A 14611-nucleotide genomic window follows, 5' to 3' on the forward strand; every position below is an offset into this window, starting at 1 on the left:
GGCCGGCCATAGGCGATGTTCTCCGCCAGCGAGCGGTGGAACAGCACCGGCTCCTGCTGCACGATCGCGATCTGCGAGCGCAGCGAGGCCTGCGTCGCTGTGGCGATATCGCGCCCGTCGATGGCGATGCGCCCGTCGGTGACGTCGTAGAGCCGCTGCACCAGCTTGACGAAGGTCGTCTTGCCGGAGCCGGAGCGCCCGACCAGGCCGACCTTCTCGCCGGCTTTGATCGTCAGCGAGAAGTCGCGATAGAGCGGCTCGATATGGCCTCCATAATGGAAGGTCACCCGCTCGAAGGCGATCTCTCCGGCGGTCACGTCCATCGCCGTCGCATCGGCACGGTCGGGCACGCCGAAGGGCAGCTCATGCATCGCCACCAGCTCCTCCATGTCGTTGACCGAGCGCTGGAGGTTGTGGATGTGCTGGCCGACATCGCGCAGATAGCCATGCACGACGGCATAGCTGGTCAGCACGAAGGCGACGTCGCCGGGGCTCGCCTGCCCCTGCGACCAGAGCCAGATCACCAGCCCGATCACCGCCGCGCGCAGGGCCAGCAGCACGAATTGCTGGGCCGTGCCCGAGGTCGTGCCGCGCAGCCAGGTGCGCCGCGTGCGCTGCGCCCATTTCGCCATCACCCCGGTCAGGCGGCCATCCTCGCGCGCCTCGGCGCCGAAGGCCTTGACCACCGGATTGCACGAGATCGAGTCCGCCAGCGCGCCGCCGACGCGCGTATCCCAGCTATTGGCGAGGCGCGCCGCCGGCGCGACATAGCCGAGCGAGAGCGCCACTGTGACGCCGACATAGAGCAGCGCCCCGGCGAGCACGACCGCCCCCATCGCCGGCCAGTGCCAGGCGAGCAGCACCGTGGTGCCGAGCAGCACCACCAGCGAAGGCAGGAGCGCGATCAGGATCGTGTCGGTCAAAAGGTCGAGCGCCCACATGCCGCGCGTGATCTTGCGCACCGTCGAGCCGGCGAAGTTGTTGGCGTGCCAGTCGGTCGAGAAGCGCTGCAGCCGCGCGAAGGCCTCGCGCGCCGTGTCGCCCATTGTCTTCAGCGTCATCTCGGTCAGCCCGACGAAGGACAGGTGCCGGAAGAACACCGTGCCGGCGCCGAGCGCGACCATGACGCCGAGTGCCCATAGCGCCGCGTCGAGGCCGGCCGTCCGCTCGCCCGAGACCGCATCGACCAGCCGGCCGGCATAGAGCGGCATGAACAGGTCGGCTGCGGTCGCCGCCATCACCGTGAAGACGACGCCGCCGACGCGCCAGGGCTGACGCGCCCAATGCGAAAAAGTGAAGCCGAGAACGGCCCGGAACGGCTCCCGCCGCCCGGATTTCGAAAGAAGAGACATGAAAGCATCCGGTCCGCGACAGACCGGCTCCAAATCAAGGCGAAGCGCGGCAGCAGCCGCAGGCTTCAGAAAACGCGATGGAAAAGATTGGCTCGGGCCGCCCTTGGGGCGGGCCACGCGCGAGTCCGACCTAGTGGAAGGACCGCATTGGGGGAGCGACGATGGTGACGAATTCCATTCAGCCCTCCCTTTCTCGAGTTGGAGCCAAGAACTGCAGGATGCCTGATGCACAGAAAACGTGCAAGCCGCGTTTGATGCATGGGGCGGTTGCCGTTCGCGACGGGAGCGCGTTCGCATTCCTGTCGAAATCGGCGGCCAGTCGCGCGCGCGGATTCGCACGCAGCCTGCCCTTCTCCCCCACCCATGTCGGATGTTTCCGATATGGGCACTCTTGAGAGCTGGTCTCGGGCAAGCCCGAGATCAGTGGGAGAAGGAAAAACCTACTTCCAGAACAGCGCGACCAGCCGGATCCCGACCACGAGCAGGAAGCCGGCGATGACCGTGCCGAGGACGCGCTGGCGCTTCGCCCGGTCCGGGAACTGCCGCGCGATCAGGCGGCCGAGCGGCTTGCGGAACAGGAAGGCGACGACCGCGAGGATGATCAGGAAATGCGACAAGAACGCCTGCTCAGCCCTGCTTCGGCTCTGGCGCCTCGAAAGGCGCGCCCGCCTTCTTCCATGCGCCGAAGCCGCCGGCGATATGAGCGACCGGCTTCAGGCCCATTTCCTGCGCCACCTGCGCCGCGAGCGCCGAACGCCAGCCGCCGGCGCAGAAGAAGACGAACTGCTTGTCCTCCTGGAAGACCGGCTTGGCATAGGGGCTTTCCGGGTCGATCCAGAATTCGAGCATGCCGCGCGGGCAGTGGAAGGCGCCGGGCATCTTCCCTTCCCGCTCGCGCTCGCGCGGATCGCGCAGGTCGACGAAGACCGTGTCGTCGCGCCCGGAGAGCGCCTGCGCCTCGTCGACCGAAAGCGTCTTCACCTTCGCCTCGGCCTCGGCCAGCAGCGCCTTGTAGCCCTTGGTGATCGTCTGCGGCATTCCGGCCTCCTCGCGCGCTTTCCGGCCGACCGGGAACGGCCGAACCATGAAATCCGCGCCCAGCTGAACGTTGGAGCAGATGCTCGGCGCAGCAAGCTGCTGCGGAACCTGCTCCGGCAAGGCGCGCAAGGTGGCGCCTGCGGCCACTGTCGTCAATCGCGCTTGCGGCGGCACGGCAGCCCCGCCACTCTGCGCTCAGGAGGGGCTCATGGCCGGATTCGCGACGCTCGACACCATCGCCCTGGCGTTCTTCCTGGCGTCCTGGTTCGGCTACCATTTCGTCGTCGAGCTGGGGCCGCATTCCGGCAAGAGCCTCAACATGCTGATGAACCTGCGCCGCGCCCGCTGGGTCCGCGAGGCGATGGAGCGCGACAACCGCATCGTCGACACGCAGGTGATGGGCGGGCTGCAGAACGGCACCGCCTTCTTCGCCTCGACCTCGCTGATCGCGATCGGCGGCTCGCTGACCCTGCTGCAGTCCACCGACCGGGTCGTCGCCGTCTTCGCCGACCTGCCCTTCGCCACCACCACCTCGACGGCCGCCTGGGAGATCAAGGTGATCGGCCTCGCCGCGATCTTCGGCTATGCCTTCTTCAAGTTCGCCTGGAGCTACCGGCTGTTCAACTATTGCGTGATCCTGGTCGGCGCCCTGCCCTCGCCCCGCCAATGCACGCCGGAAGAGGCGGAGCAGGCCGTGCACGAGACCACGCAGATGAACATCGCCGCCGGCCGGCATTTCAACCGCGGCCAGCGCGCCTTCTTCTTTGCGCTGGCCTATCTCGGCTGGTTCCTCGGCCCCGTCGCCTTCATCGGTTTCACCGCCGCCGTGCTGACGGCGATGTGGCGCCGCCAGTTCGCCTCCGACGCCACACGGGTATTCGAAAGGCGGAGCTAGAGCATCGGACCGAAAAGTCTGGTAGGACGCGCGGCGATCTAACCTCCCGCGGCGCCGTCAATCGAGCAGCCAACGGAAGGCCCGGCTCAATTCCGCCGTGCCGTTGCGCTCGTACCAGCGCCCATGTGCCAGGATGATGCGCTCCGGCTTCCAGGCGATCATGGTCTCGATCGCGGCCTTCAGTTCGGGGTTCCGGCGCCGGAACGTCATGCGCATATCGCGCGGCATTCCGCCATCGGGATCCTGAACGCCGCCGAGCCCGGTCAGGAGACGCATCAGGAAGCCATCGAGCTTGGCCGGCTCGAAATTCTCGATCAGGTCGGTCAGAATCAGGGTCCGGCTGCGATGGTGGAAGAATTCGACCTCCGTCATGAAGCTGCCGGCGATCGGCAGGGTCGCGATCTCCCCATCCCAGGGATAGCCGCTCGCCTCGTGCAGTTCCTCGCAGGCGAAGTCGATGCGGCCCTTCGCCTGTTCCCTGATCCGTGGCGCCAGATGCACGACAGCTCCGGGGAAGGCGGATTGCCATTCGGGGATCCACCAGTAGTGGATCCGGTTCGGGCCGATGATCCAACGCGGCTCGCCAAGGGCTTCGACCTCGGCCTTGAGGTCTGGTGCGAGCGGTGTCGGCGAGTGGATGAACAGGCCGCCGCCAGCGAGTCGGATCACCGTCATGCGGGTCGGGAACGGCATTTTCAGCCAGGGCATCCCGAACCGGATGATCGGCCCGTCCACGATCCAGACACCCTCGGCGACAGGCTTCAGCGTGTTCAGCGGCGGATAGGTGCCGACATGCTCATGGGCCATTGCTCCTGCTCCTTTCCATTGCCGCCGCGCCGCGGGCTTGACGAATCCCACCGCCCTCCTCTGATGAACGCATGACCGCTGAACCCGACGCACTCGAAGCCGCCATTTTCGACCTGCTCGCCGAGACGGGGCCCGGCCGCACGATCAGCGCCATGGACGCAGCACGGCGGGTCGGCGGCGATCACCCCGACGGCTGGGGCCCGCTGATGCAGCCGATCCGCCGCATCGCGGTGCAATTGATGAAGGACGGCAGGCTGGTCATCCTCCGCAAGGGCAAGCCTGTCGATCCCGACGATTTCCGCGGCGTCTACCGGCTGCGGCTGCCGGGGGATGATGGCGATCGGGGTTAGGCGCCCGGCGGAAGCTCGGCGCGCGGCGGCAGGTCCCGCGAATGAGCTCTCGATGATGGGGCATGGGCTCGGACCGAATCGCTGAGCCGCCTTTGGGCGCTCGCAAACGTAATCCGGAGATGGGCCAGAGCGTCGCCTGGCGCTGCGCCGGCAGTTCCAAAAGCGCGGATTCAGCTGCTGCGGGGAACGGAAAGGAGAGCTCCTGCTCCTTGCCACTCTTAGCGTCTAACGCGCCCGGGGGCTTGCGGCAAGCCCCCGGGCATGCCGTAGGAACGCTGCCCTCGACCTGAACCCAGGGAAAGGGATTAGCAGAATGCGCGTATTATTATCGACTTATGGCTCGCGCGGCGATGTCGAGCCGATGGCGGCACTCGCAGTGAGATTGCAGGCGCTGGGCGCGGCGGCGCGGGTCTGCGCCCCGCCGGATCAGGAGTTCGCCGACCTGCTGGCGCGCGCCGGCGTGCCGCTGGCTCCAGCCTTCTTACCGATTCGACAGTGGATCGCCTCTGCGAGGCAGTCGCCGATGGATCTGCCCAGGCTCGCCGCCAGGATGGTGGCCGCGCAATACGACGCGATTGGCGCTGCCGCCGCAGGATGCGACGCAATCGTGGCGACCGGCCTCGTCCCCTCTGCCGCTGCCGCGCAATGCGTGGCCGAGATCCGGGGCATCCCTTATGTGCACGCAACCTTCTGTCCGCTGTTCCTGCCCTCGCACCACCACCGGCCTTATCCATACCCCGGCCATCCGCTCCCGGCGGAGGTGACTGATAACCGTGCGCTTTGGGACCTGAACATTCAGGCCATGAACGCCCTGTTCGGCGAGGCGATCAACAGCCACCGCGCCGCGATCGGCTTGCCCGCGGTGGCCAATATCCGCGATCATGTCTTCACCGATCGCCCGCTTCTGGCGTCGGATCCGGTTCTGTGGCCGTGGCGGGCGACGGATCTCTGCAACGCCGTGCAGACCGGCGCCTGGATCCTGCCGGACCCACGCCCTCTCCCGGCGGAGCTGGAGGCGTTCCTCGATGCTGGCGCGCCGCCGGTCTATGTCGGGTTCGGCAGCATGGCCCTGCAAGCCGCTGACGACGCCGCCCGCGTGGCGATCCAGGCGCTCCGTGCCGAAGGCCGGCGCACGCTGCTCCTGCGTGGCTGGGCCGACCTGGCGCCGATCGACGACGGCGACGATTGCTTCGTCGTCGGCGACGTCAACCAGCAGGCGCTGTTCCCCCGGATGGCGGCCGTCCTGCACCATGGCGGCGCAGGCACGACGATGGCTGCGACCCGCGCGGGGATACCGCAAGTGGTCGTTCCCCAGATCGTCGACCAACCCTTCTGGGCCGGCCGGGTGGCCGAGCTCGGCATCGGCGCGGCACATGACGGTCCGACGCCGAGCTTCGAGTCCCTGTCGGCAGCGCTCAGGACCGCCCTGGCCCCGGAAACCCGGGCACGCGCCGCGCAGGTCGCGGACATGATCCGGACCGACGGGGCGACGGTGGCGGCAAAGCTGTTGCTCGACCTAGCCGGCCTGAAAGCGCCATCCTAGGCGTCCCCGCTGGCCGCTGCCCCGCTAGCGGGAGCCTGCGGCCAGCGGCCCCGGGAACAGCGCGTCCGTATAGCCGGCGAGGTAATAGGCGACGAGGCCGACCCATTCCTTGAAGGCGTCGTCGGCGATGTCGAGCCCGCGCGCCGCCTTGCGGTAGGGCCGGAAGAAATCGGCTCTTTCGCCGCTGGAGAGGAAGTCGACCGGGAAGGCCTCGACCGCGAACCCGGCCTGGCGGAAGACGCCCATGGCGCGCGGCATGTGCCAGGCCGAGGTCACCAGCAGCCAGCGCTCGCCGGGCTTGGGATCGACCAGTTGGCGGGTGAAGATCGCGTTCTCGATGGTGTTGCGCGACTTGTCCTCGAGCACGAGGCGGCTCTCCGGCAGGCCCAGCGCAAGGAAGAGCAGGCGCGCCCCGTCGGCCTCCGTCCGCACCACCGGCGAGAGCAGGTTGGCGCCGCCGCCGGTGAAGACCAGCTTCGCTTGCGGGTGGGCGCGCGCCAGCTCGACCGCCTTGGTCATCCGCGCCGCCGCATTGTTGAGGACGATGTCCTCGCGGGCGACGCCGATGGCGCCGCCGAGCACGATGATGCCGTCGACCCTGCCGGAATCCACCGCCTGCTGCGGGAAACGGTCCTCCAGCGGCCGCACCAGAATGCGCGACAGCGGGCTGAAGGCGAGCGCCACCAGCACGGCCGCGCAGAACAGGCCGAGCCAGCGGGCCGGGCGGGCAAAACGCGTGAAGGCGAGCAGGCTCGCCAGCGCCAGGCCGCCAATGGCGAGGTTCACCGGCGAGGCCAGGAACCAGAAAACCTTGGAGAGAACGAAGAACATGGCGGCTTCCTGCGTCGGTCCTCCTCAATAGACGGGGAAAAGCTGACGGCAGGTTATGACGGCCCCGGGCAACGGAGTCGGCGCGCAAGAAGTCCGTCATTCCGGCCGCAGTGAAGCGGAGCGCCGGAATCCATCGTAGAGCCCGGCGTCCTTCGATGGATTCCGGAGCTGCGCCGCTGCGCGGCTTGTCCGGAATGACGATCGGTCAGATCGAAAATGCCCTAGCGAATGATCTGCGGCGGGCGCGCCGGCGGGCGGCGGTTGCGCCCGGCGGCGAAGCGCTCGACCTCGAGCGCGCGCTGGCCGATCTCGCGCAATTCGCAGCCGGCCCGTAGCCCGGCCGAGCGGGCGGGCACCTGCGCGCTGCCATAGAAGGCGCATTTCTGCACGGCAAAGCCTTCCCAGGCGAGTTGCAGCGCCGCGAACTGGCTGCGCCCGCCGGCGTCGAGCGTGCGGCCGAGCATCTGCGTCGCCAGCACCAGCCGCTCGCGCCAGACCGCTTCCTCGCGCCTGGCGCAGGCGATCTCGGCATCGCGCCGGTCGCCGCTTGCCGAGCGCACGCAGGGCACCGCCACCGAGCCGACGCAGGCCGCGCTTGCGGCCGGCCCCTGCCGCACGCAGGCCGCGACCTGCAGCCGGTCGCCCGGCTGCACGGCGTTGCCCGGCGCCTGGGCCAGGGTCGGCCCGCAGGCGAAGATGAGGAGCGCGAAGGTCGGGAGCGGAATCTGGCGCATTGCCGCGATCATGCCGGGCATCGCGGCGCGGTCAAGGCCGGAGGCCTCTCACGAGATCGGCAGCGGCAGGGCCGGCCCCGCGGCCGGACGCGCCGCGACCTGGGCATACCAGCGCGCCAGATGCGGCCGCTCCTTCTGCGGAACCGGCATGTTGCGCCAGCGATGCACGCCGGGCGCGACGGTGATGTCGGCCATGCCGAAGCGCTCGCCGGCGAGATAGGTCCGGCCCGCGAGATGAGCCTCGAGGATATCGAGCTTGGCTTCCGTCCTGGCGATCGAGGCCTCGATCACCGCCGGATCGCGCTGCTCGGCCGGCGTCCTCAGCAATTGCCAGAAGCCCGGGGTCATCGCCGGCTGCAATTCGGCAAGCATCCAGTCCATCCAGCGATCGGCATCGGCGCGGCGGGCCGGATCCTCCTCCCAGATCCAGCCGGCACCATAACGTGCGGCGAGATAGCGCACGATGCTGTTCGATTCCCAGATGCAGAGCTCGCCATCCTCCAGCGTCGGAATCTGCCCGTTCGGATTCTTGGCGAGATAGGCCGGCTCCTTGTTGCCGCCGAACTGGCCGCCGATGTCGATTCGCTCGAAGGGCTGGCCGACCTCGCCGGCCGCCCAAACCGCCTTCTGCACGTTGATCGAGCTGATGCGCCCCCAGATCGTCAGCATTCCCACCTTGCTCCGCCTTGTTTGCGGGCAGACATTCGGCTGGGTCGTGGCCAATGGCAAGCGAACGGTCAGGCCCGTCCGTCATGCGAGGAGGCGAAGCCGACGAAGCAATCCAGGAGCGACAGAGTGGGCCCTGGCTTGCTTCGCTCCGCTCGCAACGACGTTCCGCCCTCAGGCGAATTCCATGATGACGGCATCGACCGCCAGCGAATCGCCCTCCTTCGCCAGGATCTTGGCGATGGTCACGTCCTTCTCGGCGCGCAGCACGTTCTCCATCTTCATGGCCTCGACCATGCAGAGCGGCTCGCCGGCCTTGACCTCCTGGCCGACCGCAACCGAAACCGCCTTGACCAGGCCGGGCATCGGGCAGAGCAGGAACTTGCCGGTGTCGGCCGCGACCTTCTCCGGCATCAGCGCGGCAAGCTCGGCCTCACGCACCGTGTGGACATAAGCGTTGGCATAGGCGCCGGCATGGCCGAGCGAGAAGCCGTTGAGGAGCGGGCGCACCTGCGCCGCGACCGCGACCCCGTCGAGCGTGCCGCGCCAGACCGGCTCGCCCGGCACCCACGTGCTGGCGACCGAAAGCGTGCGCGGGCCGAAGGCGATCGCCACGCCCGAGCCCTGCTCCGAGACCTCGCCCTCGAAACGCTCGCCGCCGAGCACGACGATGCGGGTGCGGTCGAACTCGACCTTGCGCCAGCCCTCCATCTGGGCCGAGACGTTGCGCTTGCGGGTATTGAGGCGGTGGTCGCAGGCGATGGCGATCGCCGCCATGCGCAGGGCGACCTCGCCTTTGGGCTGCGGCAGCGCAAACCCTTCCGGGAACTCCTCGGCGATGAAGCCGGTCGAGAGATTGCCGGCGATCCAGCGCGGATGGTGCATCAGCGCCGAGACGAAGGGGATGTTGTGGCGGATGCCGTCGATGGCGAAGGCGTCGAGCGCCCGCCCCTGCGCCTCGATCGCGGCCTCGCGCGTCGGCGCATGCGTCACCAGCTTGGCGATCATCGGGTCGTAATAGATCGAGATCTCGCCGCCTTCGAAGACGCCGGTGTCGTTGCGTACCGTCGCGTCGCCATCCGGCCCTTCCGCCGGCGGGCGATAGGTCACCAGCCGCCCGGTCGAGGGCAGGAAATTGCGGGTCGGATCCTCGGCATAGACTCTGGACTCGACCGCCCAGCCGTTCAGCTTCACGTCCGCCTGCTTCAGGCGCAGCTTCTCGCCATAGGCGACGCGGATCATCTCCTCGACCAGATCGACCCCGGTGATCATCTCGGTGACCGGGTGCTCGACCTGCAGGCGGGTGTTCATCTCGAGGAAGTAGAAGGACTTGTCCTGCCCGGCGACGAACTCGACCGTGCCGGCCGAATCGTAATGCACCGCCTTGGCCAGCGCGACGGCCTGCTCGCCCATCTTGCGCCGCGTCGCCTCGTCGAGCAGCGGCGACGGCGCCTCCTCGACGACCTTCTGGTTGCGCCGCTGGATCGAGCATTCGCGCTCGCCGAGATAGATGACGTTGCCGTGCTTGTCGCCCAGCACCTGGATCTCGATATGGCGCGGATCGACGATGAACTTCTCGATGAAGACGCGATCATCGCCGAAGGAGGATGCGGCTTCCGACTTGGCACGGGCGAAGCCCTCCGCCACTTCGCCGGCCGAATGGGCAATGCGCATGCCCTTGCCGCCGCCGCCGGCCGAGGCCTTGATCATCACCGGATAGCCGATCTCATCGGCGATCTTCACGGCCTGGTCCGGATCCTCGATGACGCCGAGATGGCCGGGCACGGTCGAAACCTTCGCCGCCGCCGCCGCCTTCTTCGATTCGATCTTGTCGCCCATCGCGGCGATCGCGCCGGGATTGGGGCCGATGAAGACGATGCCGTTCTCCTTCAGGGCCTGGGCGAAGGCCTCGCGCTCGGAGAGGAAGCCATAGCCCGGATGCACCGCCTGCGCGCCCGTCGCCTTGCAGGCCTCGATGATCTTCTCGATCACCAGATAGGACTGCGCGGCGGCCGGCGGCCCGATATGCACCGCCTCGTCGGCCATCTCGACATGCAGCGCGTCGCGATCGGCATCCGAATAGACCGCGACCGTCTTGATGCCCATGCGGCGCGCCGTCTTGATGACGCGGCAGGCGATCTCGCCACGGTTCGCGATCAGGATCTTCGAGAACATGCGCGACTTCCCCCGGCCTGCCTTCATTGTGCAGAGCGGGATTTACGGGAGCCGGACGCATCCGTCCACTGATGCGAAAGTTTTGCAACGTGCGCGGGTGCGCGAAGGCGCTGTGATCATCTCGGCAGGCTTGTTCAGGCCCGCGCCGATCCTCGGCCGTCATCCCGGCCGGAGCGCAGCGGCGAGCCGGGATGACCCGCCTCCAAAAGCTTGATGGAGAACGCGTGCCGGTGGCCGGCGTGAACCGCCTGCGCCTTCAGCTTGCCAGCAGCAGGCGCTCGGGCTGGAAACCGACGCCGCGCATCCGGGCGTCGCCCTTGCGCAACGCGAAGCTGATCAGGGCCTCGTCGCAGCCCTGCGCCTCGCGCACGATCTCGAAGCCGATCCGCTGCGCCGTTTCCGTCGGCCCCTCGCCGGCCGAAAGCGTCGTCACCAGCCAATGTGCCTTGTCGCGATCGACGAGGCCGGTCGGGCGGCTCTCCCAGACGGCGAAATCGACGGTCAGTGCCACCAGGTAATCGGCGAAGAGCGGCGACTTGACCGCGACGGCACGGTCGAGAGCAATCAGCACATCGAGCGTTTCACGGCTCAGCACAGCATCGTGCAAGATCTCGCGCTGAAGCATCTGGACGTCTTCGTCGTCGATCGCGTGCCTGTCCATCACGCGATCGACGAATTCACGAAGTTCATGGCTGATCATTGTTCGACCCCTGCCCGGCGTTGTTTTGTGCCGGTATGTCCCTGTTGTGGGGAGACGATGCCGCCGCGGCTCTGAGCAGGTGGTTAATTCGAGAATCTGAACGCTTGTTCAGGTTAAACGGGTCTGAGTCGATGTGGTTGCGCGGATATTACCGGAGCTGCCCACGCGGCAGCGGCGAGCACCTCCGCGACGGCAACACTATCGCGCTCCCGCTCACCTCATTCTCGGACGGAGCGGAGCGGAGATCCGAGAATCTCATGAGGAGGTAGCGCCGACCAGCGCGTGCTCCGGGCTGGGATGCTCGGGCCTAGAGCCGGATGATGTCGGATGGACTCATGGAATGATCCCATCCGACATCATCCGGCTCTCACCAAAAAGTTAGAGCAGGATTCTTTGCGAAGAACCGGTTTCCACTTTTTCGCATCCTGCTCTAGCCCGAGCATGACGCGCCATCGGCCCCGTCTGTTCAGGCGACCAGTCGCGGGTTGCCGATCAGCGGCAGCAGCGCCGCGCAGTCCTCGATCACATGCGCCGCGCCCGCCGCCTTCAGCGCCGCGACCGACTGGAAGCCCCATGACACCGCGACCGGCAGGACCCCGGCGGCCACCGCCATCTCCATGTCGAAATTGCTGTCGCCGGCCATCAGCGTCGCCTCCGGCTGCGCCCCGGTTTCGCGCATGGCGCGCAGGATCATTTCCGGATGCGGCTTCGAGGGCGCGTCATCGGCCGTCTGGATGGTGGCGAACAGCTCGCCCCAGCCATAGCGCTCGACGATGTAGTCGGCGCCGCGTCGCGATTTGCCGGTCGCGATCCCGAGCTTGGTGTCCGTCCGCCGCGACAGCGCCGCCAGCATCTCGGCGACGCCTGGGAACAGCGGCTCCGCCAGGCTCGGATCGCTCTCGGTCCGGCTGCGCATGCCGTTGAAGACCTGCCGATAGGTCTCGGTCAGCTGGTCATCCGGCCGATCGAGCCTGGCGAGGCGCATCAGCGCGATGTCGAGCGTCAGGCCGACGATGCCGAGCCCGGCCTCGCGGCCGGGATGCTTGAGCCCGCAGCGCGCGAACGTCTCGAACTGGGCTTCGAGAATGATCGCTTCGGAGTTGATCAGGGTGCCGTCGAGGTCGAAGATGACGAGGTTCATGCCGGCGGTTTACCCGCAGGCCGCCTCCTGCGCCAGCGCTGCCGGCGCAGGAGCCTCATGCTCCCGGCGTCAGCCCTGGCCGCCACGGGCGCATTCGGCGATCGCCGCGCGCAGCGCCTCGCCGCCCAGCCCCTTGCCGCGCGCCTCCTTGCGGCATTCGGCACGCTGCGCCAAATCCGGCCGCTTCTCGTTGAAGCAGGCGACCAAGGCCGCCTTGCGCTCGCTGCCGGCAAGCTTGCGCGCGTCGGCGTCCTGCTTGCAGAGCGCGCGCGCTGTCGTCGCGGTCGGCTTGCCGTCGCGGGTCAAGCCGTCGGCGGCGTAGAGCTGGACGCCCGGGAACCGCGCCTGCATGCAGTTCCGCATCGCCTGGCGCAGATCGTCGCCTGAGAGCGCGACATTCTCGCCATAGCAGTCGCGCCTCGCCTCCGCGCGCACCTCGCGCGGAATCGGATCGGCGGAAGCCGTGGCGGCAGCGACCACCGGCGCCGCAGGCGCCTGATTCTGGGCCAGGGCGGCAGGTGACAACGACACGGTCAGGCCAGCGACGAGGAACAGCACGCGCAACATGAAAAAGCCCCCTTCGAGATGATGATTGCCGAGAACAAAATTAGAACACAATCCAATTTGTTCTGCAAGCGTTCTCATTCGTCGGGCGCATCCACGATCGGATCGTAGTGGGCGTCCTCGAAGCCGAGCAGGTTCCAGGACTGGCGCATATGCGGCGGCAGCGGCGCGCTGACGTCGATCGTGCCCTTGCCGCGCGGATGCGGCAGCACGATGCGCCGCGCCAGCAGATGCAGCTTGTTCTGGATGCCGCCGGGCAGCTCCCAGTTCTGGATGTTGAAATATTTCGGGTCGCCGACGATCGGATGGCCGATATGGGCGGCGTGGGCGCGCAGCTGGTGGGTGCGGCCGGTCACCGGCTTCAGCGAGAGCCAGCCGAGCTTCTGCGCCGCGGTCTCGACCACGGCATAATAGGTCACGGCATGCATGGCGCCGTCGTCGCCATGCTTGGCGACGGCCATGCGCTGGTCGCCGTCATAGGCTTCCTCGCGGGCGAGATAGGTCGAGATCCGGCCCTGGCGCACCCGCGGCACGCCCGCGACCAGCGCCCAGTAGACCTTGCGCGCCGAGCGCGAGCGGAAGGTTTTTGCCAGCGTCGCCGCGGCGAAGCGCGACTTGGCGATGACGAGGCAGCCGGAGGTGTCCTTGTCGAGCCGGTGGACGAGGCGCGGCTTCTGACCATCCTTCCCCGTCAGCGCATCGAGCAGCCCGTCGACATGGCGGGTCGTGCCGGAGCCGCCCTGCACGGCGAGCCCCGCCGGCTTGTTGAGGACCATGACGTCGTCGTCCTCATAGAGCGTGATCGAGCGCAGGAAGCCGATCGTGTCGGCATCGGCCTTGGCCGAGCGCGGCCGCTCCGCTTGGCTCTCCAGCTTGAGCGGCGGGATGCGCACGGTCTGGCCGGCCTCGAGCCGGTCCTTGCTGTCGGCGCGCTTGCCGTTGACGCGCAATTCGCCCTTCCGGACGATGCGCTGGATATGGCTGAAGGAGAGCTGCGGGAAGCGTGTCTCGAGAAAGCGGTCGATCCGCATCTCGTTCTCGTCCGGGGTCACCACGAGCTGCTGCACGCCGGTCGCCAGCACCTGCGCCGTCACGGCCTTGATCTCGGCGCGGGTCGGGACATCCGTTATCGGTGGCTTGCGTGTCGCGGGCTTGCGCGGGCCCGCCGCTCGCGGCGCGGGATGATGTGGCTTCGGGTTGCGCGTCGGCTCGGTGCGCACGACCTCCTCCTCCGCCGGACGCGGCCTGGCACGAGCCGAGCGGCGCGCATCATGGCTCGGGCGCTTGCCCTTCGGCGCGCCTGAGGCGGGCGGCCTGCCGCCGCGCTTGGGGCCATTGCCTCGCGGCGGGCCACCGGTTCCCTTGCCGCCGGTTCTCATGACAGTCCCCTGACCAGAGCGAGCCCGGCGACCAGCGCCCCGAGCGAAAGGACCACCGAGCCCAGCACATAGGACGCAGCCGCTGCGAGATCGCCACGCTCCCAGAGCAGCACCGCGTCGAGCGAGAAGGCCGAAAAGGTGGTGAAGCCGCCGAGGACGCCGGTGGCGAGGAAGAGCCTGGCCTGCTGCGACCAGCCCTCGCCTGCCCTGAAGGCGAGCCAGCCGGCGACCAGCCCCATCGCGCCGGAGCCGACGACATTGATCGCCAGCGTGCCGAACGGAAAGGATGGGCCGAGCCATCTCAGCGAAGCGAGATTGACGCCGTGCCGGAGCACGCCGCCGATGCCGGCGCCGAGGAAGACGAGAAGCGTGGAGGTCATCGCCATGCAATAACCAGCGCTGCCGGCCCGCACAAACGAAATCACAGCCAATCGCG

The 14611-nt window shown here is 68.0% G+C and carries 16 protein-coding genes; 3 read left to right on the forward strand and 13 right to left on the reverse strand.

The features are described 5' to 3' along the window. The 3 genes from V6M56_RS11755 to V6M56_RS11765 form a co-directional block, all read right to left on the reverse strand. On the reverse strand, positions 1–1352 hold a 1352-nt coding region (locus V6M56_RS11755), incomplete at its 3' end, for an ABC transporter ATP-binding protein (protein ID WP_332683900.1). A gap of 440 nt (positions 1353–1792) precedes the next feature. After that, positions 1793–1969, reverse strand: a complete 177-nt coding sequence (locus tag V6M56_RS11760; protein ID WP_332683902.1) for a hypothetical protein — start codon at positions 1967–1969, stop codon at positions 1793–1795. Positions 1970–1979: 10 nt separating this feature from the next. Next, positions 1980–2390 (reverse strand): rhodanese-like domain-containing protein, encoded by a 411-nt coding sequence (locus V6M56_RS11765; protein ID WP_332683904.1) that lies wholly within the window; start codon positions 2388–2390, stop codon positions 1980–1982. A 208-nt stretch (positions 2391–2598) separates the two neighbouring features. Between V6M56_RS11765 and V6M56_RS11770 the strand changes: the two genes are divergently transcribed. After that, positions 2599–3285 carry a DUF599 domain-containing protein gene (locus V6M56_RS11770; protein WP_332683905.1) on the forward strand — a complete coding sequence of 229 codons (687 nt, stop codon included), beginning with the start codon at positions 2599–2601 and terminating at the stop codon, positions 3283–3285. Between the two features lie 57 nt (positions 3286–3342). Here the strand turns inward: V6M56_RS11770 and V6M56_RS11775 are convergent, their stop codons facing one another. Continuing rightward, positions 3343–4092, reverse strand: coding sequence for a DUF4336 domain-containing protein (locus tag V6M56_RS11775; protein ID WP_332683906.1), 750 nt, complete (start codon positions 4090–4092; stop codon positions 3343–3345). A gap of 71 nt (positions 4093–4163) precedes the next feature. On the opposite strand from V6M56_RS11775, the gene V6M56_RS11780 reads away from it, so the two are divergent. Both V6M56_RS11780 and V6M56_RS11785 read left to right on the forward strand, forming a co-directional pair. After that, positions 4164–4442, forward strand: a complete 279-nt coding sequence (locus V6M56_RS11780) for a DUF3253 domain-containing protein (protein ID WP_332683908.1) — start codon at positions 4164–4166, stop codon at positions 4440–4442. Positions 4443–4755: 313 nt separating this feature from the next. Next, positions 4756–5985 (forward strand): glycosyltransferase, encoded by a 1230-nt coding sequence (locus V6M56_RS11785; protein ID WP_332683909.1) that lies wholly within the window; start codon positions 4756–4758, stop codon positions 5983–5985. Positions 5986–6009: 24 nt separating this feature from the next. On the opposite strand, the gene V6M56_RS11790 is transcribed toward V6M56_RS11785, so the two are convergent. The 9 genes from V6M56_RS11790 to crcB form a co-directional block, all read right to left on the reverse strand. Continuing rightward, positions 6010–6816: a YdcF family protein gene (locus V6M56_RS11790; RefSeq protein ID WP_332683910.1), complete on the reverse strand. Its 807-nt coding sequence runs from the start codon at positions 6814–6816 to the stop codon at positions 6010–6012. A 221-nt stretch (positions 6817–7037) separates the two neighbouring features. After that, positions 7038–7550, reverse strand: a complete 513-nt coding sequence (locus V6M56_RS11795; protein WP_332683911.1) for a hypothetical protein — start codon at positions 7548–7550, stop codon at positions 7038–7040. A gap of 48 nt (positions 7551–7598) precedes the next feature. Beyond that, on the reverse strand, positions 7599–8219 hold the full coding sequence (locus V6M56_RS11800; RefSeq protein ID WP_332683912.1) for a glutathione S-transferase family protein: 621 nt from the start codon (positions 8217–8219) through the stop codon (positions 7599–7601). Positions 8220–8390: 171 nt separating this feature from the next. Continuing rightward, positions 8391–10391, reverse strand: a complete 2001-nt coding sequence (locus V6M56_RS11805; protein ID WP_332683913.1) for an acetyl/propionyl/methylcrotonyl-CoA carboxylase subunit alpha — start codon at positions 10389–10391, stop codon at positions 8391–8393. Between the two features lie 256 nt (positions 10392–10647). After that, the gene (locus V6M56_RS11810; RefSeq protein ID WP_332683914.1) at positions 10648–11091 is read right to left on the reverse strand and encodes a hypothetical protein; all 444 of its coding nucleotides are present in this window, start codon (positions 11089–11091) and stop codon (positions 10648–10650) included. 466 nt (positions 11092–11557) lie between these two features. After that, positions 11558–12232: an HAD-IA family hydrolase gene (locus V6M56_RS11815; RefSeq protein WP_332683916.1), complete on the reverse strand. Its 675-nt coding sequence runs from the start codon at positions 12230–12232 to the stop codon at positions 11558–11560. A 69-nt stretch (positions 12233–12301) separates the two neighbouring features. After that, a complete protein-coding gene (locus tag V6M56_RS11820) occupies positions 12302–12799 on the reverse strand; it encodes a hypothetical protein (RefSeq protein ID WP_332683918.1) in 498 nt (165 codons plus the stop codon). A gap of 74 nt (positions 12800–12873) precedes the next feature. Continuing rightward, positions 12874–14175 carry an RluA family pseudouridine synthase gene (locus V6M56_RS11825; RefSeq protein ID WP_332683920.1) on the reverse strand — a complete coding sequence of 434 codons (1302 nt, stop codon included), beginning with the start codon at positions 14173–14175 and terminating at the stop codon, positions 12874–12876. After that, the gene (crcB, locus tag V6M56_RS11830) at positions 14172–14555 is read right to left on the reverse strand and encodes a fluoride efflux transporter CrcB (protein ID WP_332683922.1); all 384 of its coding nucleotides are present in this window, start codon (positions 14553–14555) and stop codon (positions 14172–14174) included. Before crcB ends, V6M56_RS11825 begins: the two co-directional genes overlap by 4 nt. Positions 14556–14611: the final 56 nt, after the last annotated feature.

Origin of the sequence: Allobosea sp. (genome assembly GCF_036675845.1) — a bacterium.
GTDB lineage: Bacteria > Pseudomonadota > Alphaproteobacteria > Rhizobiales > Beijerinckiaceae > Allobosea.

Coding starts and splice junctions, on each gene's coding strand:
- V6M56_RS11785 (WP_332683909.1), top strand. CDS start 4,756: ATGCGCGTATTATTATCGACTTATGGCTCGCGCGGCGATGTCGAGCCG.
- V6M56_RS11790 (WP_332683910.1), bottom strand. CDS start 6,816: ATGTTCTTCGTTCTCTCCAAGGTTTTCTGGTTCCTGGCCTCGCCGGTG.
- V6M56_RS11805 (WP_332683913.1), bottom strand. CDS start 10,391: ATGTTCTCGAAGATCCTGATCGCGAACCGTGGCGAGATCGCCTGCCGC.
- V6M56_RS11775 (WP_332683906.1), bottom strand. CDS start 4,092: ATGGCCCATGAGCATGTCGGCACCTATCCGCCGCTGAACACGCTGAAG.
- V6M56_RS11795 (WP_332683911.1), bottom strand. CDS start 7,550: ATGCGCCAGATTCCGCTCCCGACCTTCGCGCTCCTCATCTTCGCCTGC.
- crcB (WP_332683922.1), bottom strand. CDS start 14,555: ATGACCTCCACGCTTCTCGTCTTCCTCGGCGCCGGCATCGGCGGCGTG.
- V6M56_RS11810 (WP_332683914.1), bottom strand. CDS start 11,091: ATGATCAGCCATGAACTTCGTGAATTCGTCGATCGCGTGATGGACAGG.
- V6M56_RS11770 (WP_332683905.1), top strand. CDS start 2,599: ATGGCCGGATTCGCGACGCTCGACACCATCGCCCTGGCGTTCTTCCTG.
- V6M56_RS11780 (WP_332683908.1), top strand. CDS start 4,164: ATGACCGCTGAACCCGACGCACTCGAAGCCGCCATTTTCGACCTGCTC.
- V6M56_RS11825 (WP_332683920.1), bottom strand. CDS start 14,175: ATGAGAACCGGCGGCAAGGGAACCGGTGGCCCGCCGCGAGGCAATGGC.
- V6M56_RS11800 (WP_332683912.1), bottom strand. CDS start 8,219: ATGCTGACGATCTGGGGGCGCATCAGCTCGATCAACGTGCAGAAGGCG.
- V6M56_RS11765 (WP_332683904.1), bottom strand. CDS start 2,390: ATGCCGCAGACGATCACCAAGGGCTACAAGGCGCTGCTGGCCGAGGCC.
- V6M56_RS11815 (WP_332683916.1), bottom strand. CDS start 12,232: ATGAACCTCGTCATCTTCGACCTCGACGGCACCCTGATCAACTCCGAA.
- V6M56_RS11820 (WP_332683918.1), bottom strand. CDS start 12,799: ATGTTGCGCGTGCTGTTCCTCGTCGCTGGCCTGACCGTGTCGTTGTCA.